Genomic DNA, 21674 nt, shown 5'->3' on the forward strand with positions numbered 1-21674 from the left:
CGCCCCGCTGGCGGAGCGCGCGCGACCCGTTTCCTCCGCCGGCATGACCCGGATCAGGTTCGTGGGTTGGCTCGTCGCCTCTCAGCCCTTCGGGCACCCCAACGGTTCTTGTCGTGTCCGGCAGATAGGCGATGGCGCGGGCGGGTGCAAGCGGGATGCAAGCGGGATGCAAGCGGGGGATGCACGCGGGACACCATCGAGCGGGGTTGCGCGCCCGCCGGGCTTCTGGTCCTGTGCGGCATCGACTGAACCGCCGGAAAGCCGCCATGGTCCCCTTCTTCGTGCAGATCAAATGCCAGCTCGGGCGCTCCTATGAGGTCGCCAACGCCCTCGCCGATGCCGAGATCGCCTCCGAGATCTATTCCACCGCCGGGGAGTTCGACCTGCTGGTGAAGTTCTACGTCGCCGAGGGCACCGATATCGGCCATTTCGTGAACGAGAAGGTGCAGAAGATTCCCGGCATCCAGGACACCCGCACCCTCATCACCTTCAAGGCGTTCTGAGCCGCGGCGGCTTACGGCGCGGGCCCCGCCGGGGGCGTCGCCGCCGCGTCCTCCTTCGCCCGGTCGATGCCGAGCTGGCGCTCGCGCCAGATGACGAACAGACCGGCGCCGATGACGATGGTGCCGCCCGCCAGCACCATGAGCGGGGGCACCTCGGCGAACAGGATGAAGCCGAGCAGCAGCGACCACAGCATCGCCGAATAGCTGAACGGCGCCACCACCGAGGCCGGCGCGTAGCGATAGCTCTCGGTGAGCAGGATCTGCCCGACCCCGCCGACCAGCCCGGTGCTGACCAGGAGCGCCGCCTCGCCCGGCGTCGGCACCACCCAGCCCCAGGCGGACGTCGCGAGCCCCGCCACCGCCGCCAGCGCCTGGAAATAGAACACGATGGCCGGCGTGGTCTCGGTCTGCGTCAGCCGCCGCACCTGGATCATCGCCCCGGCGGTGAAGCCGGCGGCGATCAGCGCGAGCAGCGCGCCGAGCTTGTGGCCCGGCGAGTCGTAATCGCCCGCCATATGCGGCCAGAGCATGATGACCACGCCCACCAGCCCGACCATCACCGCCGCCCAGCGATAGGCCTGCACCCGCTCACGCAGGAAGATCGCCGCGAAGATCACCGTGAGCAACGGCGCGGTGAAGCCGATGGCGGTGGCGTCGGCGAGCGGAATCAGCGCCAGCGCGGCAAAGCCCAGCGACATCGAGCCGACGCCCACCGTACCGCGCACGATATGGCCGAGCGGGTGGGCCGTGCGGATGGCGGCGCCGATCTCACGGCGCCAGGCGAGCAGGATCAACAGCGGAATGAGCGCGAAGAACGAGCGCGCGAACACCACCTCGCCGGTCGGCACATGGGCCGAGACGATGCGCACGAGAGCGGACATGATGGTGAAGAGGAAGGTCGCGCCGATCTGCAGCGCGATCCCCTTGAGCGCGTTCATGGCGCGCTTGGAGCACGAGTCCGCCGGAGCCCGCAAGCCGGGCCGAGCGAGCGGCGCGACGACTTTTGCGTGAAGGCCGCCCCGGCTCGCGCGCCGGGGCGGACGGTCGCCTTAAGGGAAGGGATTCCCGCCCGCCAGCGCGATACCGCCAAACACGATGCCCGCCGCCAGCACGAGGCAAGCGAGCGCGGCGAGCACCGAGCCCGGCGTCGCCGGCGCGCGGTCGACGAAGCCCGCCGCCGGCTTGCGGCCGGTGACCATGGCGCGGATCAGATTATCCCGCCCGACCAGCGAATAGGCGATGTTGGCAACCACATGCAGGCCAATGAGCCCCAGCAGGAACGGGTAAATCTGCTGATGCAGGGCGGAGGCCCGCGCCATCGTTTCATCGCTCACCACCGGCGTCATCGGGCCATAGACGATGATGTCGTCGGTGGTGAACAGCCCGGTGAGCGCCTGCGCGCCCACAAGGCCGATCAGCCCGAGAATGACCAGCGCGCCGACCGGGTTGTGGCCGAGATAATGCGGCGGATGCCCGCGCAGCAGCCCCCGTACATAGCCCGCCACGGCGCGCGGCCCGCGCACGAAGCTGGCAAAGCGCGCCGTGCTCCCGCCGACCACGCCCCAGAGCAGGCGGAACACCAGCAGGACGAGGATGCTCAGCCCGTTCCACTGGTGCCAGACCAGCCCGGCATCGCCGTAATATTTGCTGGCGAAGGCGAGCCCCACCAGCGCGACCAGCAGCCATTTGGCCAGCCGCGTCGGCAGATCCCAGGCGAGCACCGTGCCAGCAGCCGTGTCAGCCCGCACGCTCAGCTCTTCTTGCGGAAGCTGTCATGGCAGGTGCCGCAGGTGCGGATCACGCCGGGAAAGTTCGCCTTGAAGCTGGCTTCATCGGTGATGGCGGCGCGGGCGGCCGTGGCGTCGGAGGCGAGCTTGGCGAACAGGCCATCGAACTTCGCCTGATCCTGCCAGACCGCCGGCAGCGCGCCGGTGTCGCCGGTGCCGGAACCGGCGGGGAACAGCGCCGGCAGCTCCTTGCCGCCCTTGGCATAGGCGTCGAGCGCCTTCTGCACCGTGGCAAGATCGAACGCCGCATTACCGCGCAGCATACCGCCGACCGGCTTGGTCACGTCGCCGAACCCCTTCAGGATCGCCTGGCGCTGCTTGATGACATCGGACTGCGCCATCACGGCGGTTCCGGCAAAAAGGGCAGTGACGGCGGCGGCGCAGGCCAGAAGACGACGATTCATGAAGGCTCCCCTTGAGACGGAGCCGAGACCCGACTCCCCGCCCACACCTTAGTAAGGCTCCAGACTGTGACAATCAGTCCAAAGGCTGGCTCGCGGGGACGTGATCCCGCAGCGGCAGGCCATCCCCCGTGGCGTCAGGGGCGCTGGCGGCGGCTGGCATAATAGCGGTTACCCATGGGGGTTTTCCCGATTTTCCGGCGCCCCACTTCACCTAAGGTCACCGCGCAAGAACAGCCGAACGGCTTCGATCCGCCCCATCGAAAGGGACACGCCATGGCCATCCGCACCATTCTCCTGCACGCTTCCGCCGATACCGGCTTCACCGATCGGCTCGCCTTCGCCGTCGCCCTTGCCAAGCAGGCGGGCGCCGCCATCCGCACGGTCTACACGCTCTACCCGACCGGGGTGCCGCGCGTGGGCCGGGCGCTGTCGATCTATGTCAATGAGCTGGTCAACGAGGCCAAGGGCAAGGAGCCGACCCTCAAGGCGCAGTATGAGCAGGCGCTGGCCGCCGGCGGCGTCACCGGCACATGGGAGGTGATCGAGGGCGACGTCACCTCGGCGCTGCGCGATGCCGTCAGCTTCTCCGATCTCACCGTGGTCAGCGAGACCCCCTATGGCACGGTGGACGACCAGCTCGCCGCCACCCTGCCCGAGCATCTGGCGCTCGCCTGCAACGGCCCTGTCGCGGTGGTGCCGACCGGCAAGCCGGTGCCGGCCCGCATCGGCAAGGTGCTGGTGGCATGGAAGCCCTCGCGCGAGGCCGGCCACGCCGTGCGCTTCGCCCTGCCCCTGCTCGCCACCGCCGACCAGGTCGAAGTCGTCACCATCGCCGAGGGCGGCAATACGGTGGAAGCCTCCGGCGCCCAGCTCACCGCCTATCTCAAGACCCATGGCGTGAACGCCCGCCACGTCCATGTCGGCGATGGCGCGGCGACCGTGGCGCTCGGCCGGGAGATCGACCGCTTCGGCGCCGACCTCGTGGTGATGGGCGCCTATAGCCGCTCGCGCTTCGCCGAGATGATTCTCGGCGGCGTCACCGCCTCGCTGCTCGCCAACCCGCCGGTGCCGCTCTTCATCGCCCATTGAGGCATCGCGCCTGATCGGCCTGATCGGTCACGCACACTGGTCTCATTGGCCTGATCGTCCACCTGACTGCACTGACAATACACGACGGCCGGATGTATAATCCGGCCGTTTTTCGTGGTGCGGGCGCGCGTTGTTTTCGGGTTGCGCCGGCGTTGAAACGGGCGCTTACTGGCAAGAAAGGTCAGCATAACTGACCAATAGGAGCGTCCCGTGCCCAGTGCCGACCCCATGGCCACCACCCATCTCGTCCCGCTGTTCCTCTTCGCCATAGCGGGGGCGCTAACCCCCGGGCCGAACAACATGATTTCCGCCGGCTCGGGCGCCGCCTTCGGCTTCCGGCGCACCCTGCCGCAGATCTGGGGCGTCACCTTCGGTTTCGCGCTGATGGTGATGGCGGTCGGCTTCGGCCTCGGCGCCCTGTTCCTGTCGATTCCCTATGCGCATCAGGCGCTTAAGGTCATCGGGTCGGTCTATCTGCTGTTCCTCGCCTGGAAGATCGCCAATGCTGGCGGCACGACCGGCGGCACCGCCATCGAAAAACCGATGACCAGCCTGCAAGCCGCGCTTTTTCAATGGGTTAACCCCAAGGCGTGGACCATCGCCCTCTCCATGGTGCCGGCCTTCACCACCGTCGGCGGCGACCGCATCGTGGCGGAAATCCTTGTATTGGCTGGTGTTTCCGCCATCGTCACCTTGCCGGCGCTCTGCGTCTGGGCCGGCTTCGGCGCCCTGCTCGCCCGGCTTCTCTCCACCCCGCGCCAGCAGCGCATCGTCAATTACGTCATGGCCGCGCTGGTCGCGGCGAGCGTGGTCATGCTGTTCCTCTGACGCTGCACCGCAGCATCACCTGCCCCCGCGTCATAAAACGGTGATGCGATTCAGGCTTATCTCCCCGTCATGAAGCCATCGCAAAGCCCGCTTTGGGCATGCCGGGGAGGGCTTTCGAGGTGACCGACGCACCCGAAGAGCGCCATTATCGCAGCCTGTTCCTGTCAGACGTCCATTTGGGCACCAAGGGTTGCCAAGCGGATTTGCTGCTGGACTTCCTGAAATATCACGACGCCGAGACCATCTATCTGGTCGGCGACATCGTCGATGGCTGGCGCCTGCGCTCCGGCTGGTACTGGCCGCAGGCCCATAACGACGTGGTGCAGAAGCTGCTGCGCAAGGGCCGCAAGGGCGCGCGCATGGTCTATCTGCCGGGAAACCATGACGAATTCCTGCGCGACTATTATGGCAGCCACTTCGGCGGCATTGAGGTCGTGGAGACCGCGATCCACGAGGCGGCTGACGGCAAGCGCTACCTCGTCATCCATGGCGACGTGTTTGACGTGGTGGTGCGCCACGCCAAATGGCTCGCCTTCCTCGGCGACGGCGCCTACAGTTTCGCTCTTGGGATGAACACGCATGTTAACTGGATGCGGCGCAAGCTCGGCTTCCCCTACTGGTCGCTCAGCCAGTGGGCCAAGCTCAAGGTCAAGAACGCGGTGAACTTCATCGGCCGCTTCGAGGAGGCCGTCGCCGTGGAAGCCCGCCGCCACAAGGTTGATGGCGTGATCTGCGGGCATATCCACCACGCCATCATGCACGACAACTTTGGTGTATCCTACCTGAACTGCGGCGACTGGGTGGAAAGCTGCACCGCCATCGTCGAACACATGGACGGCCGGTTTGAATTGATCGACTGGGCGCGCGAGACCCGCGCCAAGACGATCGCCCCGCTGCTTCTCGAAAGGCCGAAAGTCGCCGCCTGATGCGCATCCTGATCGCCACCGACGCCTGGACACCGCAAGTCAACGGCGTGGTGCGCTCGCTTCAGAACACCGCCCGTGAAGCGGAAGGCCTTGGCGCGCATATCGCATTTCTGACGCCCGGCGATTTCCGCACCCTGCCCATGCCGACCTACCCGGAGATCCGCCTGGCGCTGGCGACGCGCGCCATGGTGGCCCGCCGCATGGACGAGATCGGCGCCGACTTCGTCCACATCGCCACCGAAGGCCCCATCGGTCTCCTCGCCCGCCGGGTCTGCCTGTCGCGTGGCAGAACCTTCACGACGAGCTACCACACCCGTTTCCCCGAATATCTCGCCGCCCGCGCGCCAGTGCCGCAGGCGCTGTCCTATGCTTGGCTGCGCCGATTTCACAATGCCGGCGCGGGAATCATGGTCTCCACCGCGACGCTGGAGCGTGAGCTGCACGGACGCGGTTTCCACAACATAATGCGCTGGTCGCGCGGCGTTGATTCCACACAGTTTCGCCCCCGCCCGCCAGCGGAGCAGGACGCCTTTGTCGCCAGCCTGCCGCGGCCGATCTTCCTCTCCGTCGGCCGCGTGGCGGTAGAGAAAAACATAAGCGCGTTCCTGGACTTGGACCTTCCCGGATCGAAGGTAGTGGTCGGCGACGGCCCCGCGCGGGCCGAGCTTGAGGCCAAGCATCCGGACGCGCATTTCCTCGGGCTGAAGGAAGGCGAGGCGCTCGCCCGCATCTATGCGGCGGCCGATGTTTTTGTTTTCCCGAGCCTCACCGACACTTTCGGAATCGTGCTGCTGGAAGCCCTCGCCAGCGGCCTGCCGGTCGCCGCCTTCCCCGTCACCGGCCCGATGGACGTCATCGGCGAGGCCCCGAAGGACGCGCCCGCCGGCGTGCTCGACACAGATCTGCGTCGCGCCGCCGTGGCCGCCCTAGAGGTGTCGCGCGACAATGCCCGCGCCTATGCGCTGCGCTATTCCTGGCGCGCCTGCACGCAGCAATTCCTTACCAACATACAGACCGCGCAGGATCGCTTCGCCCGCCTCAAGGCCGCCGGCTGAACCTCACGCCGCCGCGAGGCAGCGGGCGAACACCGTCGCGTCCACATTGCCGCCGGAGAGCACGATCGCCGCCGTCTTGCCGGCGAGGTCCACCTTGCCCGCCAGCACCGCCGCCAGCGCCACGGCGCCGCCTGGCTCGACGACGATCTTCAGTTCCTCAAAGGCGAAGGCGACGGCACGCGCCACCTCCTCATCGGTCGCGGACACGCCCTCACCGACGATTCGCGAGGAAATCTCGAAGGTTAGCTTGCCCGGCGTCGCCGCCATCAGGGCGTCGCAAATCGAACCGCTGACGCGGTTATTGCGCTCGCGCCCCCCGGAACGGAAGGAGCGCGCGTGATCGTCAAAGCCGGCCGGCTCAGCCGTCATCACCCGCGCCTCGGGGAAACGGTCCTTCACCGCCAGCGCGATACCGGAAACCAGCCCGCCGCCGGAGGCATTGGCGATCACCACATCGGGGGCCAAGCCCTGCGCGGCGAGATCCTGCGCGATCTCCAGCCCCACCGTGCCCTGCCCGGCGATGATGTAGAAATCGTCATAGGGCGGCACGAAGACCGCCCCGCGCTCACGGGCGATGGCCCCAGCAATGGCGTCACGGTCGTCGGTCTCGCGGTCATACTCGACCACCTCGCCGCCGAAGGCGATGGTCCGCGCCTTCTTCATGGCCGGCGCGTCTTTCGGCATGACGATGACAGACGGCATCCCCATCAGCGTGGCCGCCGCCGCCACGCCCTGCGCGTGGTTGCCCGAGGAACAGGCGACGACACCGCCGACCCGCTGCTCCGCGCCAAGGCGCGAGATCCGATTATAGGCGCCCCGGAATTTGAACGAGCCGGTACGCTGGAGCGGCTCCGGCTTCAGGAACACCCGTCCGCCGGTCAGTTCGTCCAGCTTGGCCGAGCTGATCAGCGGCGTGCGCACGGCCACCGGGGCCAGGCGCTCGGCGGCGGAAAGGATGTCGTCAATGGTGGGGAGAGCGTTGGCGTGCGTCATGCGGCGAGTTTAATGCGGCGCGCCGCGCTTCGCATCCCCCTTTTACCGACAAGGCGTTGCCGCATTGCACACAGTCCGGGACAACGGCCCGGCAAATGCCGGCCACGGTTGCGCCGGATGGGCCGGGCACCCTAGATTTCCGTCTCAACGGGGGAACTGAGAGAGCATGTCCGGCCGCACACGCAGTCTCGATCGCAGCGGCATGGAAGCCGGCGCGCAGGCGATCACCGGCCAGCTCGGCCGCACCATCCAGCGCCTGCGCAAGGCCTATAACCTCTCGCTGTCGGAGCTTTCCGAGCAGTCGGGCGTCGCCAAGTCGATCATCAGCCAGATCGAGCGCAACGAGACCAACCCGACGCTGGCCACGGTCTGGCGGCTGTCTCAGGCGCTGGACGTGTCGATCGACCGTTTCATGGCCGCCACCGACGATGAACCCTTCGTCGAGCACCTGACGCGCGCTGACACGCCGATTCTGGTCTCGGAAGACGGCAAGTGCCGCCTCACCATCACCGGCTGGATCAAGACGGTGGAGTGGCTGCAATGGTTCGACTTCTTCGCCGAGCCGGGTGGCGAGCTGATCTCGGACGGTCACCAGCGCGGTTCCATCGAGTGCCTGTCGGTGCTCTCCGGCGAGTTGCAGGTGGAATGCGCGGATGTCACCGAAGTGGCGCGCGCCGGCGAGACGCTGCGCTATCGCTGCGACCGGCGGCATGTCATCCGCAACCTCGGGACGGAACCGGCCCAGGCGACCATGGTCTGCCTGCTGAAAGCCGCCGTGCTCGATTGAGCCATTGATATTGCAAAGAAAAAGGCGCCCCGCAGGGCGCCTTTTTTGTTTCCTGTCGGCCTCAGTGCGGCGTCGTCGACGCCGCCTCGCGCGCCCGCTCCCGCCGCCGCTCGCCGAAGCCCGCGATCCAGCGGCTGACGACATAGAAGGTCGGGGTGAACAGCAGGCCGAAGAAGGTCACGCCGATCATGCCAGAGAACACCGCCGTGCCGAGCGCCTGACGCAGCTCCGCGCCCGCGCCCGTCGCCCACACCAGCGGCACCACGCCCAGGATGAAGGCGAGCGAGGTCATGATGATCGGACGCAGACGCAGCTGCGCCGCATGGGTCGCAGCACTGAAGCGGTCCTCGCCCTGGTCCTCGAGCTGCTTGGCGAATTCGACGATCAGGATCGCGTTCTTCGCCGCAAGGCCGATCAGGACGATGAAGCCGACCTGACTGAGGATGTTGTTGTCCTGGCCGCGCAAGAGAATGCCCACCACCGCCGCGATCAGACACATCGGGACGATGAGGATGACCGCCAGTGGCAAGGTCAGGCTTTCATACTGCGCCGCTAGCACGAGGAAGACGAATACCACGCCGAGCGCAAAGGCGAAGATCGCCGTGTTGCCCGCGCGCACCTGCTGATAGGCCAGCGCCGTCCACTCAAAGGCGAAGCCGTCCGGCAGCGTCTCGGTGGCGATCTGCTGCATGAGCTGGATCGCCTGCCCCTGCGAGATCCCCGCCACGTCGCCGTCAAGCTCCGCCGACGGGTAGAGGTTGTAGCGCGGCACGCGGTAGGGGCCGGAAATGTCCTGCACCGTGGTGAAGGAGCCGAGCGGCACCGTCTGGCCACTGGCGTTCTTCACCCGCAATTGCAGCACGTCCTCCGGCGTCAGGCGGTAGGGCGCGTCGGCCTGCGCCTGCACCCGGTAGGTGCGGCCAAAGAGGTTGAAATCGTTGACATAGCTTGAGCCGATATAGGTCTGCAGCGTCGAGAACACATCGGCCATGTTCACGCCAAGGAGCTGCGCCTTGGTGCGGTCGATGTCGAGGAAGAGCTGCGGCGTCGAGGTCTCGAACAGCGAGTAGACCTGCCGGAGACCCGGCGTCTGGTTGGCCCGGCCCATCATCGCATAGACCGCGCCCTGAAGCGCGCCATAGCCGCGCCCGCCGCGATCCTCGATCATCATGCGGTAGCCGCCGGCATTGCCGATGCCCTGCACGGGCGGCGGCATGACGACGATCATAAAGGCTTCCTGGATCGAGGCGAGCTTGCCGAAGAGCTGGCCCTGGATCGCCGGGGCCGACTGGCCCTGATGCTGCGCGCGCTCGGCCGCCGGGCCGAGAATGACAAACATCGCGCCGGCATTGGGAGCGTTGGTGAAGGTCGCACCGGAGAAGCCGACGATGTTGACCACATGCGCCACGCCGGGCGTCGCCAGCACTTCCTTGGCGGCGCGGTTCATCACCTCATTGGTGCGCGCCAGCGAGGCGCCACCAGGCAATTGCGCCGCGACGATGAGGTAGCCGCGATCCTGCGCGGGGATGAACCCTTGCGGCGTCATCGAGAACAGCTTGAAGCCGCCGGCGAGAATGGCGACGTAAACCAGCAGGACGACGACGGCGAACCGCACCAGGCGGCCGGTGAGCCAGCCATAGCCGCTCGACAGCCCGTTGAAGCCCTTGTTGAAATAATAGAAGAACCCGGTGATCGGCCGCGCATACCAGGCCGGCTTGTGGTCCGGCCCCTTGTGCGGCTTGAGCAGCAGGGCGCAGAGGGCCGGCGACAGGGTCAGCGAGACCAGCAAGGAGATCAGCGTCGAGCCGGCGATGGTCAGCGCGAACTGGCGGTAGAACTCGCCGGAGATGCCGGTGATGAAAGCGGTCGGGATGAACACCGACGCCAGCACCAGCGAAATCGCCACCAGCGCCCCACCGACCTCGTCCATGGTCTTGTAGGCGGCGTCGCGCGGGCTGAGGCCGGTCGAGATGTTGTGCTCGACGCTTTCCACCACAACGATCGCGTCGTCGACCACGATGCCGATGGCGAGGACGAGGCCGAACAACGACAGGTTGTTCAGCGAGAAGCCGAACAGGCTCATGATGAAGAAGGTGCCGATCAGCGACACCGGAATGGCGAGGATCGGGATGATCGCCGCGCGCCAGGTCTGCAGGAAGATCACCACCACGATCACGACGAGAACGATCGCCTCGATGATGGTGTGCTCCACCGCGCGCACCGATTCCGCGATGAACTGCGTCGGGTTGTAGGCCGTGGAGTAGGTGATGCCCGAGGGGAAGCCCTTGGAGATTTCCTTGATCTCGCGCTCGATCGCCTCGCCGGTGGCGAGTGCGTTGGAGCCCGGCAGCTGGAAGATGCCGAGCGCGACCGAGGGCTTTGAATCGAAATAGGAAATCGACGAGCTGTCCTGCGCGGCAATCTCGATGCGCGCCACGTCCCGCAGGCGCACAACTGCCGTGCCGCTCTCACGCACGACGATGTTGCCGAACTCCTCCGGCGTCGAGAGACGACCGAGCGTGCGCACGGCCACCTGGAAGGCGAGCTGCTTCTCCACCGGCGGCGCGTTCAGCACGCCGGAAGCGACCTGGAGGTTCTGGGCCTGGAGGGCGGCGGTCACGTCGGTGGCGGTGAGGCTGAGCGCCTGCAACTTGCGCGGGTCAAGCCAGACCTGCATCGCATAGTCGCGCGAGCCGAACACGGTGATCGAGCCGACGCCGCGCACACGCTGGAGTTGGTCCTTGATCTGCAGATTGGCGTAGTTCGAGATGAACAGTGAGTCGCGTGAGTCGTCCGGTGAGAACAGACTGACGACCATCAGGATGTCCGGCGAGGACTTCGCGACGGTCACGCCGATCTGCTGCACCTCCTGCGGAAGACGCGGGGTCGCGGTGGCGACGCGGTTCTGCACCTGCACCTGCGCGATATCGAGATCGGTGCCGATGTCGAAAGTGACCGCGATGGAGAAGCGGCCGTCCGCCGTCGAGTTGGAGGAGATGTAGAGCATCCCCTCCACGCCGTTGATCTGCTGCTCGATGGGCGCGGCGACCGTATCGGCCACCGTTTCCGCCGACGCTCCGGGATACTGACCGGTGACGTTGACCACCGGGGGCGCGATGTCGGGATATTGGGCGACCGGCAGCGCGATATAGGCCACGGCGCCGAGGATCATCACGACGACCGAGATGACCGAGGCGAAGATCGGGCGGTCGATGAAGAAGTGGGAGAAGCGCATGGCTGGTGCTCCCCCGCTCAGTTGGCAGGCTTGGCGGCGGGAGCTTCCGTGCCGGTGCCCGCCGGCGCAGCCGGCTGCTCGAGCTTGCCGATGACCTGCGCGCCCGGACGAATGCGCACGAGGCCGTTCACCACCACCAGATCGTCCTTGGTCAGGCCGCTATTGATGATGCGCTGCCCATCGATCTGGCGACCCAGCGTCACATACTTCATCTGCGGCACCTGGGGCTGGTCGCCCGGCTGCATCACATAGACGAATTTGCGCGTCTGCTCCGTGCCGATGGCGACATCCGGCACCAGCACAGCGTCATGCGGCGTGGAGGACGGCACGCGGATGCGGCCGAACATGCCGGGCGTGAAGGTGGCGTCCGCATTGGCGAATTCCGCGCGGCCACGGATCGTGCCGGTCTCGGTGCTGATCTGGTTATCGACGAAGTTCAGCGTTCCCTTGTGCGGGAAGCCCTTGTCGTCGATCAGGCCCAGCTCGACCGGGATCGGCTTGCCATTCTCGCCCATCTGCTTGGCCATGCGCTGGTAGCGCAGGAACGAGGCCTCGTCATAGGTGAACTCGAAATAGATCGGGTCGATCGAGACGATTGTGGCGAGCAGCGTGTTGGTGTTGGCGCCACCGGCGCCGCCGGTGACGAGGTTGCCAACGGAGACCTTGCGGTCGCCGATGCGGCCGGTGACCGGCGAGCGCAGATCGGTGAATTCAAGGTCAAGCTGGGCGGAGTGAACCGCCGCCTCGGCGCCGGTGACACTGGCGCGCGCCGAACGTTCGGTCTGCAGGCGCTGGTCGAAGGTCTGCTTGGAAATGGCGGTCGAGGTGCGGTCCTCGATCAGCGTCTGGGCGCGCTGGAGGTCGGCCTGCGCGAAATCGAGATCGGCCTGCGCCTTGGCAAGGTTCGCCTGCGCCTGATCGAGCGCCACCTGGAAGGGGCGCTTGTCGATGGTGAACAGCAGATCGCCCTGCTTCACCAGCTGGCCGTCGGTGAAGTTGATCGACTGCAGATAGCCGGAGACGCGGGCATAGACCTGCACGAGATCGACCGCCGTGAAGCGGCCGACATACTCGTCATAATCGGTGACGCTGCGCACGGTCGGCTTGGCGACGGTGACCGGCGCCGCCTGCGGCGCGGCCTGCGGCGCCTTGTTCTGCTCGGAGCATCCCGCGAGGGCGAGGCCCACCAGCGCAAGGGCGAAAAGGGGGAAGCGCGGCGACGCTGAAATCATACGAATCTCTCCGAAAATATCGGTCAGGCAGACCGTAATACGGTCGCCACATGGCGCGATCCGCCCGCATCGGACGCACACAGCCCGGAGCCACTAGCACAGTTTTGCTGCACTGCGTAAGCAATATCACGGAGAGGCTGGAATCCTCCGGGGACGCAGGAGATTGCGCAGATAGCCCCGTCCCAAAAGCAGCAGCACCAGCAGAACATAGGCAACGCCGCCGCTCACTATGCACAGCGCAAGCCGCGCCTCCTCCTGCCCGACGGGTAGCAAGGTAACAACAATGTCACCATAGCGCGCCGCAGCGTAGAGCACGGCCGCGAGCACGGCGGCGATCAGCGCGAGACGCGGCAGCGCCCGCCGCAACGGGGCGTCCCCGCATTCATAGCCGCGCCGATGGGCCAGAACGGCAAGGGCGATCACCGTGATCCAGCCACCAATGGAGGTGGCGAAGGCGAGCCCCACCTGCGCGAGATGGTCGATAAGGGCGGTCTTCAGCGCGATGTTCACCGCCGCCGCTCCGAGCGTCGCCAGCATGGGCGTGCGCGTGTCGCCGCGCGCATAGAACGGCGCCGAGAGCGAGCGGATGATGACGAAAGGAATGAGCCCGACACCATAGGCCGCCAGCGTCGCCCCGGCGGCCTGGGCCGCCTCGGGGGTGAAGGCGCCGCGCATGAACAGCCCGCGCATGATGATCTCGGGGATCGTCAGCGACGCCGCGAGAAAGGGAAGCGACAGAAGGACCGTCAGCTCGATGGCGCGCGACTGGGCGTAGCGCGCGCCGTCATAGTCGTTCGCCGCGATGCGGCGGGACATCTCCGGCAGCAGAACGATGCCCGCCGCGATGCCGACAACACCGATGGGAAGCTGGTTGATGCGGTCGGCATAGAACAGTGCCGCAATCGCCCCCTGCGGCAGGAAGGAAGCGATGATGGTATCCGCGAAGATGGCGAGCTGGGTGCCGGCCGAACCGAGGATCGCCGGCCCGAGCGCCACAAGGAAGCGCCGCGTCTCGGGATCAAGGCGTGGCCGGCCAAAGCGCGGGCCGAGCCCATGCCGCTCCGCGTCGAAGACCAGAAGAGCCACCTGCAGGAAGCCGGAAATCAGCACGCCCCACGCCGCCGCGTCGCCGGCAGTGGGGAAAAGCCCGACCGCGCTCAGCGTGCCAACCATGGCAACGTTGAGCAGGATGGAGGCCGCGGCCGCCGCCCAGAACCGATCATTGGCGTTGAGTACGCCGCCCACCAGCGTCACCACCGCGATCAGGCCGAGATAGGGGAAGGTGATGCGGGTGAAGTCCACCGTCAGCGCAAAGCGCTGGGGATCATCCGACAGGCCGGGGGCCAGCAGCGCGACGACCCAGTGGGTGGCGAGCAGGGCCAGCGCCAGCAGGGCGAGCTGCACCACCACGACGGCGGTAAGAATGCCATTGGCGAAGCGGGCCGCGCTGGCGTCCCCCAGCTGCGTCTTCACCCGCGCATAGGCGGGAATGAAGGCGGTGTTGAAGGCCCCCTCGGCGAAGATCGAGCGGAAATGGTTGGGCAGGCGGAAGGCGATGTAGAAGGCATCCGCCACCGGACCGGCGCCGAGCACCGCCGCCATGACGATATCGCGCACGAAGCCGGTCAGCCGCGAGAGCAGCGTCCAGCCGCCGACCGAGAAGATGCTGCGAATCATGACGGGAGAATGCCGGGCTGGGAGTGAGACCGGCGGAAGCTAGCCCCGCCGGCCGGTGTCCACCAGTCCCCTGCCCGGCCGTTCAGGCGCCGAGCGCGCGGCGCACCGCGGCGATGACCCGCTCCTGGCTCGCCGGATCGAGATAGGCGTGCATGGGCAGGCTGATCACCTCGCCCGACAGGCGCTCGCAGACCGGCAGGCCGTTGCCGGCGGACGGGTACTGCGCATAGGCCGGCTGGCGATGCATCGGGATGCGGTAATAGACCGCCGTCGGCACGCCTTCCTTCTGCAGCGTGGCGGCGAGGCCGTCGCGCACGCCATGCGGCAGGCGGATCGTGTACTGCGCCCAGACCGAGGTCGCGCGCGGATCGACCACCGGCACGACGCAGACATCGGCCAGCGCCTCGTTGTAGCGGGCAGCGACGCGCTGGCGGGCAGCGATCTCATCCTCGAAGATCGTCAGCTTTTCCAGAAGGATCGCGGCCTGGATGGTGTCCAGCCGGCCGGTCATGCCGATGCGGACATTCTCATACTTGTCCACGCCCTGCCCGTGCTCGCGCACGCTCTTGAGCACCGGCACGAGATCATCGTCATCGGTGAAGATCGCCCCGCCATCGCCGAAGCAGCCCAGCGGCTTGGCCGGGAAGAAGCTGGTAGCGATGGCATCGCCAAAGGAGCCGGTGCGCTTGCCATGCCAAGTGCCGCCGAAGCCCTGCGCGGTGTCGCACAGGATCTTCAGCCCATGCGCCTTGGCGATGGCCTCGATCGCATCGAAATCAGCGGGCTGGCCGAACAGATCGACCGGCACCACGACGCGCGGCGTCAGCCCCTTATCGATGGCGACCTTGATCGCCGCCTCAAGACTCGCCGGATCCATGTTGAAGGTGTCTTCGAGCACGTCGACGAAGACCGGCGAGGCGCCGACCCACGGCACCACCTCGGCGGTGGCGCAGAAGGTGAAGGCCGGGCAGAACACCGCGTCCCCTGGACCCACGCCCCAGGCCATGAGAATCATCGCCAGCGCGTCCGTGCCGCTGGAGCAGGAAATGGCGTGCTTGGCGCCAGCGAAAGCGGCGAGCTTCTGCTCGAGCTCGGTGACCTCAGGCCCGTTCACGAAGCGGCAGTGGTCGAGCACGCGCGCGACTGCCTCGTCGATCCGCGAGCCCAGCCGGGCGCGCTGCGAGGCGACGTCGATGAAGGGGATCGGCGCGGCGTCGGTCTTCACATGGGAGTTCATTGTCGTCCTCGCTCAGCCGGCAGCGGCGATACGCAGCGGCGCGGCCTCGGGCTTCACCGAGCCGGGCACGTCCAGGCAGCGGATGGCGGTGGCGATGGCGGCGACGCCATCCTCACCGGTGACGGCCGGGGCCTTCTCGCCGCGAATGGCTTCCAGGAACCGGGTGAGTTCCACGCGCAGCGGCTCGGCATAGGCCACGGGAAGATGGCGCATCGAGTAGCTGCCATCGGGCTTGTAGTCGAAGCACTCGGTAACCTGCCGGGTCAGCAGGTCGCCGGTTACATATTTGTTGCGCGTCGCGACCTGCACGGTGCGCGCCTTGAACGGCGTCAGCCAGTTGGTGTTGATGTGCGCCAGCACGCCATTGGCGGTGCGGAACTGCAGCAGCGCGATGTCCTCACGGTCGGCGACCGCCGCCTTCACCTGCGGCTGCACCTCGGAAATCTGCGAGCCGGTGAAATGGCAGATCAGGTCGATGTCGTGGACCGCGAGGTCGATCACCACGCCGACATTCGACATGCGCGGCGGGAAAGGGCCGACGCGGGTGATGCCGATGGAGAGGATCTCCTCGCCGCGAATGGCGTTCTTCACCGCCTCGACCGCCGGGTTGAAGCGCTCGACATGGCCGACCATCAGCGCCACGCCCTTCGCCTTGGCCGCTGCCACGATGGCCTCGGCCTCGGCGACGGTGGGGGCGATGGGCTTTTCCACCAGAACATGCTTGCCGGCGGCGATGGCGGCCAGCGCGACGTCGTGATGGAGATGGGTCGGCGCGGCGACGACCAGCGCGTCGACGCCGAGCGCGATCAGTTCCTCGGTGCTGGCGACGGCGGTGCAGCCGAGCATGGCCGCGACCTTGCCGCGCTGGGCCTCGTCCGGGTCGGCGATGCCGACCATGATGGCCCCCGGCAGATCGGACAGCACGCGCGCATGATTGTAGCCCATGACGCCAACGCCGATGACGCCGACACGGATCGGAGCTTTTTCCACAGCGGTGCTTTCACCCATTGCGCAGACCTCGCGACGCACGCCGACCAAACAGTTCAGTTGGCGTCTAACATGCGCCCTCGGGCATGACGAGCCGCGCGGAGCGCCATCCACGCACCTACCGGCTCAATAATTGATTCAAGATGTTACCGACGCGCCACGCTCAGGGCGTCGCGGTCTCCAGCGGCTTCACCGCCGAAACGTCCACAAAGCTCTTGTAGATGAAGCCGCGCTTGCCATCGGCGATCACCTCACACCAGCCCGAGCAGGCGACGAGTTCGACCTTCTGCCCGCTCGCCAGATTGCCGACCGGCGCGGCGCCCTTCTTCGGCGCGGCGCGCATGGTCACCGGCGAGCGCAGGGTGATCGTCCCGACCGCGGCACCACCGAAGCCAGCGCCCTCGGCAGGCGTCTCATCCTCGCCGGCCGGGTCGCTCTCCGCGGCCGCGGCGGCGACAGGGGCGGCCGCGGGCGTCGCGGCGGCCACCATAGCCGGCTTGGGCGGCGCCGGCGGTGGCAGCGGAGCCTGACGCGGCAGCGTCGTGGCGGCGTTTGCAGTCGCGGCCTTCGGCTTGTCGGCGTGAAGCACATCGGCGCCCGCATCTCCCGTGGGGGCGAAGGCGGTGACGCCGGGCAGGTTGGCGGGGGCCGGTGAGGTCTCGAACAACGGCTCGGCGTTGCGGAGCGTGGGCTGGGGAACCTCGGCAACGACGGCGGCAACGCTCGGCGCTGCGCTTGGCTGCGGCTGTGCGGCGATGGGGAACGGCGCGTTGGACGGGGCAACCGCCATGTCCGCCACTGGCTGCACGGCCAGCGGGGCCGACGGCGCGACGCTGGCAATGGCCGCATTGCCGATCGCCTCAGGCGCGACTTTCGCTTCCTCGCGACCCACGACCGACTGAAGGGCGACCGCTCCACCGCCGGCAATCGCCATGAAGACGGCAAGCACGCCAAGGCGCTGCCAGGTGAAGGCGTCCTTGGATGAGGAACGGCGCTTGCGTGCCGGCGTCTCGCCCTCGGCGCAGCGCGCCACGACGCCAAAGCCCCGGCGACGCGGCTCGGAGGCGGACGAATCGGCGAGGGGCTGGGCAACCGGGCGCAGGGCCGCGGGGCGAAGCTGGGCGGGAACGGGCTGAGCTTCTGAGGAAAGCGGCGCCGGCGGATGGGCGGGTTCGCTCGTCGCGGGCCGGGAGGGGAACATGTCCCGGACGTCCCCAAGGGCGGCGATCCGGCTACGGACTTCGGAATAGGGCGCCGGCGCCGGTTTATCGCTGGGCTCGCGGCGCGTGACCAAAGGCCGTACCGGCTCGGCAACAGGCTCAGGTACGAGAAGGCGCTCAGGCGGCGCGCTGTCCGCGCGGGTCGCCTTCTCCTGCTCAAGAGCCGTGAGAATGGCGCGGAAATCCTTGACCAGCGTGGACGAAAGGCCGGAGCCGCGCTGTTCCTGCGTCGAGGTCGACATGGCGCGCATCACTCTGCGATCACCGCGGCCGGGACCATCGTCCACGACCAGCGAAGGCCTGCGGATGTCGGCATCATACGACCGGTTTCGGTATGGGATCGAGCCCCGGGCGAACCCAGTCCGCCCCTATCCACTACCATCCACCTAGTTTCGCAGTGCTCGACACGCCGCATGCGTTGCTTCCGATCTTGTGGCCAGCCCCGAGGGACTCCCGCCACTACCAAGTTACTTCCCGCACGCTCCGGCGACACACTAACCGCATCGGACGCGTTGATGCAAGAAAGCAACATCGCGGGTTTTTCAACTTGTATGGCGATTGCGGCAACTCTGGGCCCACCAGCGCGGCGCATTCGCACACGCGAAATTAATACCTCCGCTCAAGGCCTAGACCGCGAGTTCGCGGCGGGGCTGCTCGGTGGCATGGAACACCCGGCGATAGCGGGTGATTTCGTCAGCCGGCCCCATGGCCTTGGTGGCATTGTCGGACAGTTTCACGGTGGGATGACCGTCGGCGGAAATCACCTTGCAGACGATGGAAATCGGGTCGAGCCGCCCCTCCGGCACGAAGCCGCGGAAATCGTTGGTCAGCAAGGTTCCCCAGCCGAAGCCGATGCGCATCCGGCCCTGGAAGTGGCGATAGATGGTCTCGATGTCCGCGATATCGAGACCATCGGAGAAGATGGCGAGCTTGGTGCGGGGATCCTGTCCCCGCGCGATCCACCAGGCGATCGCTTCCTCGCCGCCCTCGATGGGATCCTTCGAATCGATTCGGATGCCGGTCCAGTTCGTCACCCAGTCGGGCGCCTCCTGGAGAAAATGCGTCGTGCCGAACGTGTCGGGCAGGATGACCCGCAGATTGCCCTCATAGTCCTTCTGCCAGTCCGACAGCACCTTGTAGGGCGCGTCGGCGAGTTCCGCGTCGGAGCGCGCCAGCGCGGCATAGACCATGGGCAGCTCATGGGCATTAGTGCCAGTGGCCTCGACCTCGCGGCGCATGGCGATGAGGCAGTTCGACGTGCCGAGAAAGCTCTCGCCCAATCCCTCCATCATCGCCTGCACGCACCAGTCCTGCCACAGGAAGCCATGGCGGCGGCGCGTGCCGAAATCGGCGACATTGACCCCGCCGAGCGCGCGCAGCCGCTGGACCTTCTCCCAAACCCGCGTCATCGCCTGGGCGTAGAGCACTTGGAGTTCGAACCGCCCCAGGCTGCGCAAGACGGCGCGCGAGCGCAGCTCGTTGATGATGGCGAGCGCCGGCACCTCCCACATGGTGGTCTCGATCCACGGCCCCTCGAAGGTCAGCTCATACTGCCCGTCGCGCTTTTCGAGGTGATAGGCCGGAAAGCGGAAGCCCTCGAACCAGGCCATGAAGTCCGGCGAGAACATCTGGCGCTTGCCATAGAACATGTTGCCGCGAAGCCAGGTCGACTCGCCTCGGGTGAGGGAGAGCGAGCGCACATGGTCGAGCTGCTCGCGCAGTTCGCCCTCGTCGACAAAATCGGCGATGCGCACATGCGCGGTGCGGTTGATGATGCCGAAGGTCACCCGCGTCTGGAAATGCCGGCGGTAGATCGTTTGCGCCATCAACAGCTTGTAGAAGTCGGTATCGAGCACCGAGCGCACGATCGGGTCGATCTTCCAGGTGTGGTTGTAGACGCGCGAGGCGATGTCGATCATGCGGAAACGCTCTGTGGGCCGGCACCCCCTTCTAGTGCATCACAGCGCCGATGGGCAGCGATCCGGCCGAGATTGACCGCGCGTCACCCCCGCGAAAAAGCCACGGCTCGACGTGCTGCATTGCAGCAATGCACGCTGGATGCCCCTTCCCTCCGCCGGAAGGATGACTACGTGCAGCGCGATCGCAGTCTCACGGACAGGATTTCCGCAATGCCGACTTCCCTTTTTGATAGCTACCGCCTCGGCGACATCACGCTGGCAAATCGCATCGTCATGGCCCCGCTGACCCGCAACCGCGCGGTCGAAGGTCTCGTCCCCTCCCCGCTGGCGGTGACCTATTATGGCCAGCGCGCCTCGGCCGGGCTCATCATCACCGAGGCGACGCAGGTTTCCGCGACCGCGCAGGGCTATCAGGACACGCCCGGTATCTTCACCGAGGCGCAGGTTGCCGGCTGGAAGAAGGTGACGGACGCTGTCCATGCCAAGGGTGGGCGCATCTTCGTGCAGCTCTGGCATGTCGGGCGCGTCTCGCACCGCTCGCTCCAGCCCGGCGGTGCGGCGCCGCTCGCCCCCTCGGCGATCCGGGCCGAGACCAAGACGTATGTGAATAACGGCTTTGCCGATGTCGACGAGCCCCGCGCGCTCGAGACGGACGAGATCCCCGGCATTGTCGACGACTTCCGCCATGCAGCGGCCAACGCCATTCGCGCCGGCTTTGACGGCGTCGAGATCCACGCCGCCAATGGCTATCTGATCGACCAGTTCCTGCGCGACGGTGCCAACAAGCGCACCGACCGTTATGGCGGCTCGATCGAGAACCGCGTGCGCTTCCTCAAGGAAATCATGGAGGCCGTCACGGCGGAAATCGGCGCCGCGCGCACCGGCATTCGCATCTCCCCGGTGACGCCGGCCAATGGCCTCTCCGACAGCGACCCGGCCGCGCTGTTCGCCCACGTGCTGGACGTGCTGGAAGCGATCAAGCCGGTCTATGTCCACATCATCGAGGGCGCCACGGGCGGCCCGCGCGACGTGGTGCCGGGCTTCGACTTCGAGGCGCTGCACAAGCGCTACAGCGGCACCTGGATGGTCAATAACGGCTACGACAAGGCCCTGGCTGACGACGTCGTCGCCAGCGGCAAGGCGGATCTCGTCGCCTTCGGCAAGGCGTTCATCGCCAACCCGGACGCGGTGGAGCGCCTGCGTGAAGGAGCCGCCTTCAACGAGCTCGACCGCGACACGCTCTATGGCGGCGGCGCCAAGGGTTATATCGACTATCCGGCCCTTGCCGAAGCCGTAGCCTGACCGACCTCAGGGGGCCTGCCGGAAATACGGCAGGCCCTTTGCCTTGAGCAGGCAAACGGGAAACGCCATCAGCAGCGCGCCGGTGAGAAGAGCGCCCATGAGCGTGGCGCCGGACAGCTTGCCCTCCTGCGCTGCGGCGAAGAACATGCCGAACCCGACCGGGTAGAAGAACAGCACGGCGGTGAAGGTGCCCGGCGAAAAGCGCCCCCGCGTAACGATCATCGGCAGGACGTGGAAGAAAGTGGCGTTGATGAGCATCAGCGCCGCAAAGCTCAGCGGCGCGAGCGGCAGCAGGTCGGACATCTGCGCCTGCACGAAGCCCAGCACGACCACGGCCGCATTGGTCAGGTAGAAATCGCTCCACTCGACGGGCAGGCCGATGACCGAGCGCGCCCAGTTTCTCCAGTCCAACGAGAATTCTTCGAGGATGTGAAGCGTGTAGGCCATCAGAGCGAGCCACGCCCAAAGCTCAAACGACATAGCGACATCCCCC

The 21674-nt window shown here is 66.9% G+C and carries 19 protein-coding genes and 1 riboswitch; of the genes, 7 read left to right on the plus strand and 12 right to left on the minus strand.

What is annotated here, in order from left to right:
* Positions 1–13 precede the first annotated feature (13 nt).
* A riboswitch (TPP riboswitch) is annotated at positions 14–111 on the minus strand.
* A gap of 155 nt (positions 112–266) precedes the next feature.
* Positions 267–503, plus strand: coding sequence for an Lrp/AsnC ligand binding domain-containing protein (locus tag AncyloWKF20_RS07920; protein WP_267581996.1), 237 nt, complete (start codon positions 267–269; stop codon positions 501–503).
* Positions 504–514: 11 nt separating this feature from the next.
* Here AncyloWKF20_RS07920 and AncyloWKF20_RS07925 read toward each other — a convergent pair whose 3' ends face one another.
* From AncyloWKF20_RS07925 to AncyloWKF20_RS07935, 3 genes are all read right to left on the minus strand, one after another.
* Entirely contained in the window at positions 515–1441 is a 927-nt protein-coding gene (locus AncyloWKF20_RS07925; RefSeq protein WP_279317328.1) for a DMT family transporter, read from the minus strand.
* A gap of 111 nt (positions 1442–1552) precedes the next feature.
* Entirely contained in the window at positions 1553–2251 is a 699-nt protein-coding gene (locus tag AncyloWKF20_RS07930; protein WP_279317329.1) for a cytochrome b/b6 domain-containing protein, read from the minus strand.
* A 2-nt stretch (positions 2252–2253) separates the two neighbouring features.
* Positions 2254–2694, minus strand: coding sequence for a cytochrome c (locus AncyloWKF20_RS07935; protein WP_279317331.1), 441 nt, complete (start codon positions 2692–2694; stop codon positions 2254–2256).
* Between the two features lie 273 nt (positions 2695–2967).
* Here AncyloWKF20_RS07935 and AncyloWKF20_RS07940 point away from each other — a divergent pair, with 273 nt between their 5' ends.
* From AncyloWKF20_RS07940 to AncyloWKF20_RS07955, 4 genes are all read left to right on the plus strand, one after another.
* A complete protein-coding gene (locus AncyloWKF20_RS07940; protein WP_279317332.1) occupies positions 2968–3783 on the plus strand; it encodes a universal stress protein in 816 nt (271 codons plus the stop codon).
* A gap of 210 nt (positions 3784–3993) precedes the next feature.
* Positions 3994–4611 (plus strand): LysE family translocator, encoded by a 618-nt coding sequence (locus tag AncyloWKF20_RS07945; protein WP_279317333.1) that lies wholly within the window; start codon positions 3994–3996, stop codon positions 4609–4611.
* Between the two features lie 98 nt (positions 4612–4709).
* Positions 4710–5537, plus strand: a complete 828-nt coding sequence (locus tag AncyloWKF20_RS07950) for a UDP-2,3-diacylglucosamine diphosphatase (RefSeq protein WP_279317334.1) — start codon at positions 4710–4712, stop codon at positions 5535–5537.
* Positions 5537–6592 carry a glycosyltransferase family 1 protein gene (locus tag AncyloWKF20_RS07955; RefSeq protein ID WP_279317335.1) on the plus strand — a complete coding sequence of 352 codons (1056 nt, stop codon included), beginning with the start codon at positions 5537–5539 and terminating at the stop codon, positions 6590–6592. The genes AncyloWKF20_RS07950 and AncyloWKF20_RS07955 overlap by 1 nt, the downstream gene beginning before the upstream one ends.
* A gap of 3 nt (positions 6593–6595) precedes the next feature.
* Here the strand turns inward: AncyloWKF20_RS07955 and AncyloWKF20_RS07960 are convergent, their stop codons facing one another.
* Positions 6596–7585 carry a threonine/serine dehydratase gene (locus AncyloWKF20_RS07960; protein ID WP_279317336.1) on the minus strand — a complete coding sequence of 330 codons (990 nt, stop codon included), beginning with the start codon at positions 7583–7585 and terminating at the stop codon, positions 6596–6598.
* A gap of 166 nt (positions 7586–7751) precedes the next feature.
* Here AncyloWKF20_RS07960 and AncyloWKF20_RS07965 point away from each other — a divergent pair, with 166 nt between their 5' ends.
* Positions 7752–8372, plus strand: a complete 621-nt coding sequence (locus AncyloWKF20_RS07965; RefSeq protein ID WP_279317337.1) for an XRE family transcriptional regulator — start codon at positions 7752–7754, stop codon at positions 8370–8372.
* A 61-nt stretch (positions 8373–8433) separates the two neighbouring features.
* Here AncyloWKF20_RS07965 and AncyloWKF20_RS07970 read toward each other — a convergent pair whose 3' ends face one another.
* The 7 genes from AncyloWKF20_RS07970 to pncB form a co-directional block, all read right to left on the minus strand.
* Entirely contained in the window at positions 8434–11607 is a 3174-nt protein-coding gene (locus AncyloWKF20_RS07970; protein WP_279317338.1) for a multidrug efflux RND transporter permease subunit, read from the minus strand.
* 17 nt (positions 11608–11624) lie between these two features.
* On the minus strand, positions 11625–12839 hold the full coding sequence (locus AncyloWKF20_RS07975; protein WP_279317339.1) for an efflux RND transporter periplasmic adaptor subunit: 1215 nt from the start codon (positions 12837–12839) through the stop codon (positions 11625–11627).
* Positions 12840–12965: 126 nt separating this feature from the next.
* Complete coding sequence (gene murJ, locus AncyloWKF20_RS07980) at positions 12966–14516, minus strand: murein biosynthesis integral membrane protein MurJ (protein ID WP_279317340.1); 1551 nt, start codon at positions 14514–14516, stop codon at positions 12966–12968.
* 82 nt (positions 14517–14598) lie between these two features.
* The gene (locus tag AncyloWKF20_RS07985; RefSeq protein WP_279317341.1) at positions 14599–15753 is read right to left on the minus strand and encodes a DegT/DnrJ/EryC1/StrS aminotransferase family protein; all 1155 of its coding nucleotides are present in this window, start codon (positions 15751–15753) and stop codon (positions 14599–14601) included.
* Between the two features lie 12 nt (positions 15754–15765).
* On the minus strand, positions 15766–16761 hold the full coding sequence (locus AncyloWKF20_RS07990) for a Gfo/Idh/MocA family oxidoreductase (RefSeq protein WP_279317342.1): 996 nt from the start codon (positions 16759–16761) through the stop codon (positions 15766–15768).
* A 142-nt stretch (positions 16762–16903) separates the two neighbouring features.
* Entirely contained in the window at positions 16904–18202 is a 1299-nt protein-coding gene (locus tag AncyloWKF20_RS07995) for an SH3 domain-containing protein (RefSeq protein ID WP_279317343.1), read from the minus strand.
* A 384-nt stretch (positions 18203–18586) separates the two neighbouring features.
* Entirely contained in the window at positions 18587–19879 is a 1293-nt protein-coding gene (gene pncB / locus AncyloWKF20_RS08000; protein ID WP_279317344.1) for a nicotinate phosphoribosyltransferase, read from the minus strand.
* 210 nt (positions 19880–20089) lie between these two features.
* On the opposite strand from pncB, the gene AncyloWKF20_RS08005 reads away from it, so the two are divergent.
* On the plus strand, positions 20090–21181 hold the full coding sequence (locus tag AncyloWKF20_RS08005; protein ID WP_279317345.1) for an alkene reductase: 1092 nt from the start codon (positions 20090–20092) through the stop codon (positions 21179–21181).
* A gap of 6 nt (positions 21182–21187) precedes the next feature.
* Here AncyloWKF20_RS08005 and AncyloWKF20_RS08010 read toward each other — a convergent pair whose 3' ends face one another.
* Positions 21188–21661, minus strand: a complete 474-nt coding sequence (locus AncyloWKF20_RS08010; protein ID WP_279317346.1) for an HXXEE domain-containing protein — start codon at positions 21659–21661, stop codon at positions 21188–21190.
* Positions 21662–21674: the final 13 nt, after the last annotated feature.

Origin of the sequence: Ancylobacter sp. WKF20, assembly GCF_029760895.1 — a bacterium.
In the GTDB taxonomy this organism is placed as follows: domain Bacteria; phylum Pseudomonadota; class Alphaproteobacteria; order Rhizobiales; family Xanthobacteraceae; genus Ancylobacter.

What these genes read in the sequence shown, in the direction of transcription:
- AncyloWKF20_RS07920 (WP_267581996.1), top strand. Translation starts at nt 267, where the DNA reads ATGGTCCCCTTCTTCGTGCAGATCAAATGCCAGCTCGGGCGCTCCTAT.
- AncyloWKF20_RS07925 (WP_279317328.1), bottom strand. Translation starts at nt 1,441, where the DNA reads ATGAACGCGCTCAAGGGGATCGCGCTGCAGATCGGCGCGACCTTCCTC.
- AncyloWKF20_RS07935 (WP_279317331.1), bottom strand. Translation starts at nt 2,694, where the DNA reads ATGAATCGTCGTCTTCTGGCCTGCGCCGCCGCCGTCACTGCCCTTTTT.
- AncyloWKF20_RS07940 (WP_279317332.1), top strand. Translation starts at nt 2,968, where the DNA reads ATGGCCATCCGCACCATTCTCCTGCACGCTTCCGCCGATACCGGCTTC.
- AncyloWKF20_RS07950 (WP_279317334.1), top strand. Translation starts at nt 4,710, where the DNA reads ATGCCGGGGAGGGCTTTCGAGGTGACCGACGCACCCGAAGAGCGCCAT.
- AncyloWKF20_RS07955 (WP_279317335.1), top strand. Translation starts at nt 5,537, where the DNA reads ATGCGCATCCTGATCGCCACCGACGCCTGGACACCGCAAGTCAACGGC.
- AncyloWKF20_RS07960 (WP_279317336.1), bottom strand. Translation starts at nt 7,585, where the DNA reads ATGACGCACGCCAACGCTCTCCCCACCATTGACGACATCCTTTCCGCC.
- AncyloWKF20_RS07965 (WP_279317337.1), top strand. Translation starts at nt 7,752, where the DNA reads ATGTCCGGCCGCACACGCAGTCTCGATCGCAGCGGCATGGAAGCCGGC.
- AncyloWKF20_RS07970 (WP_279317338.1), bottom strand. Translation starts at nt 11,607, where the DNA reads ATGCGCTTCTCCCACTTCTTCATCGACCGCCCGATCTTCGCCTCGGTC.
- AncyloWKF20_RS07975 (WP_279317339.1), bottom strand. Translation starts at nt 12,839, where the DNA reads ATGATTTCAGCGTCGCCGCGCTTCCCCCTTTTCGCCCTTGCGCTGGTG.
- murJ (WP_279317340.1), bottom strand. Translation starts at nt 14,516, where the DNA reads ATGATTCGCAGCATCTTCTCGGTCGGCGGCTGGACGCTGCTCTCGCGG.
- AncyloWKF20_RS07985 (WP_279317341.1), bottom strand. Translation starts at nt 15,753, where the DNA reads ATGAACTCCCATGTGAAGACCGACGCCGCGCCGATCCCCTTCATCGAC.
- AncyloWKF20_RS07990 (WP_279317342.1), bottom strand. Translation starts at nt 16,761, where the DNA reads ATGGGTGAAAGCACCGCTGTGGAAAAAGCTCCGATCCGTGTCGGCGTC.
- AncyloWKF20_RS07995 (WP_279317343.1), bottom strand. Translation starts at nt 18,202, where the DNA reads ATGTCGACCTCGACGCAGGAACAGCGCGGCTCCGGCCTTTCGTCCACG.
- pncB (WP_279317344.1), bottom strand. Translation starts at nt 19,879, where the DNA reads ATGATCGACATCGCCTCGCGCGTCTACAACCACACCTGGAAGATCGAC.
- AncyloWKF20_RS08005 (WP_279317345.1), top strand. Translation starts at nt 20,090, where the DNA reads ATGCCGACTTCCCTTTTTGATAGCTACCGCCTCGGCGACATCACGCTG.
- AncyloWKF20_RS08010 (WP_279317346.1), bottom strand. Translation starts at nt 21,661, where the DNA reads ATGTCGTTTGAGCTTTGGGCGTGGCTCGCTCTGATGGCCTACACGCTT.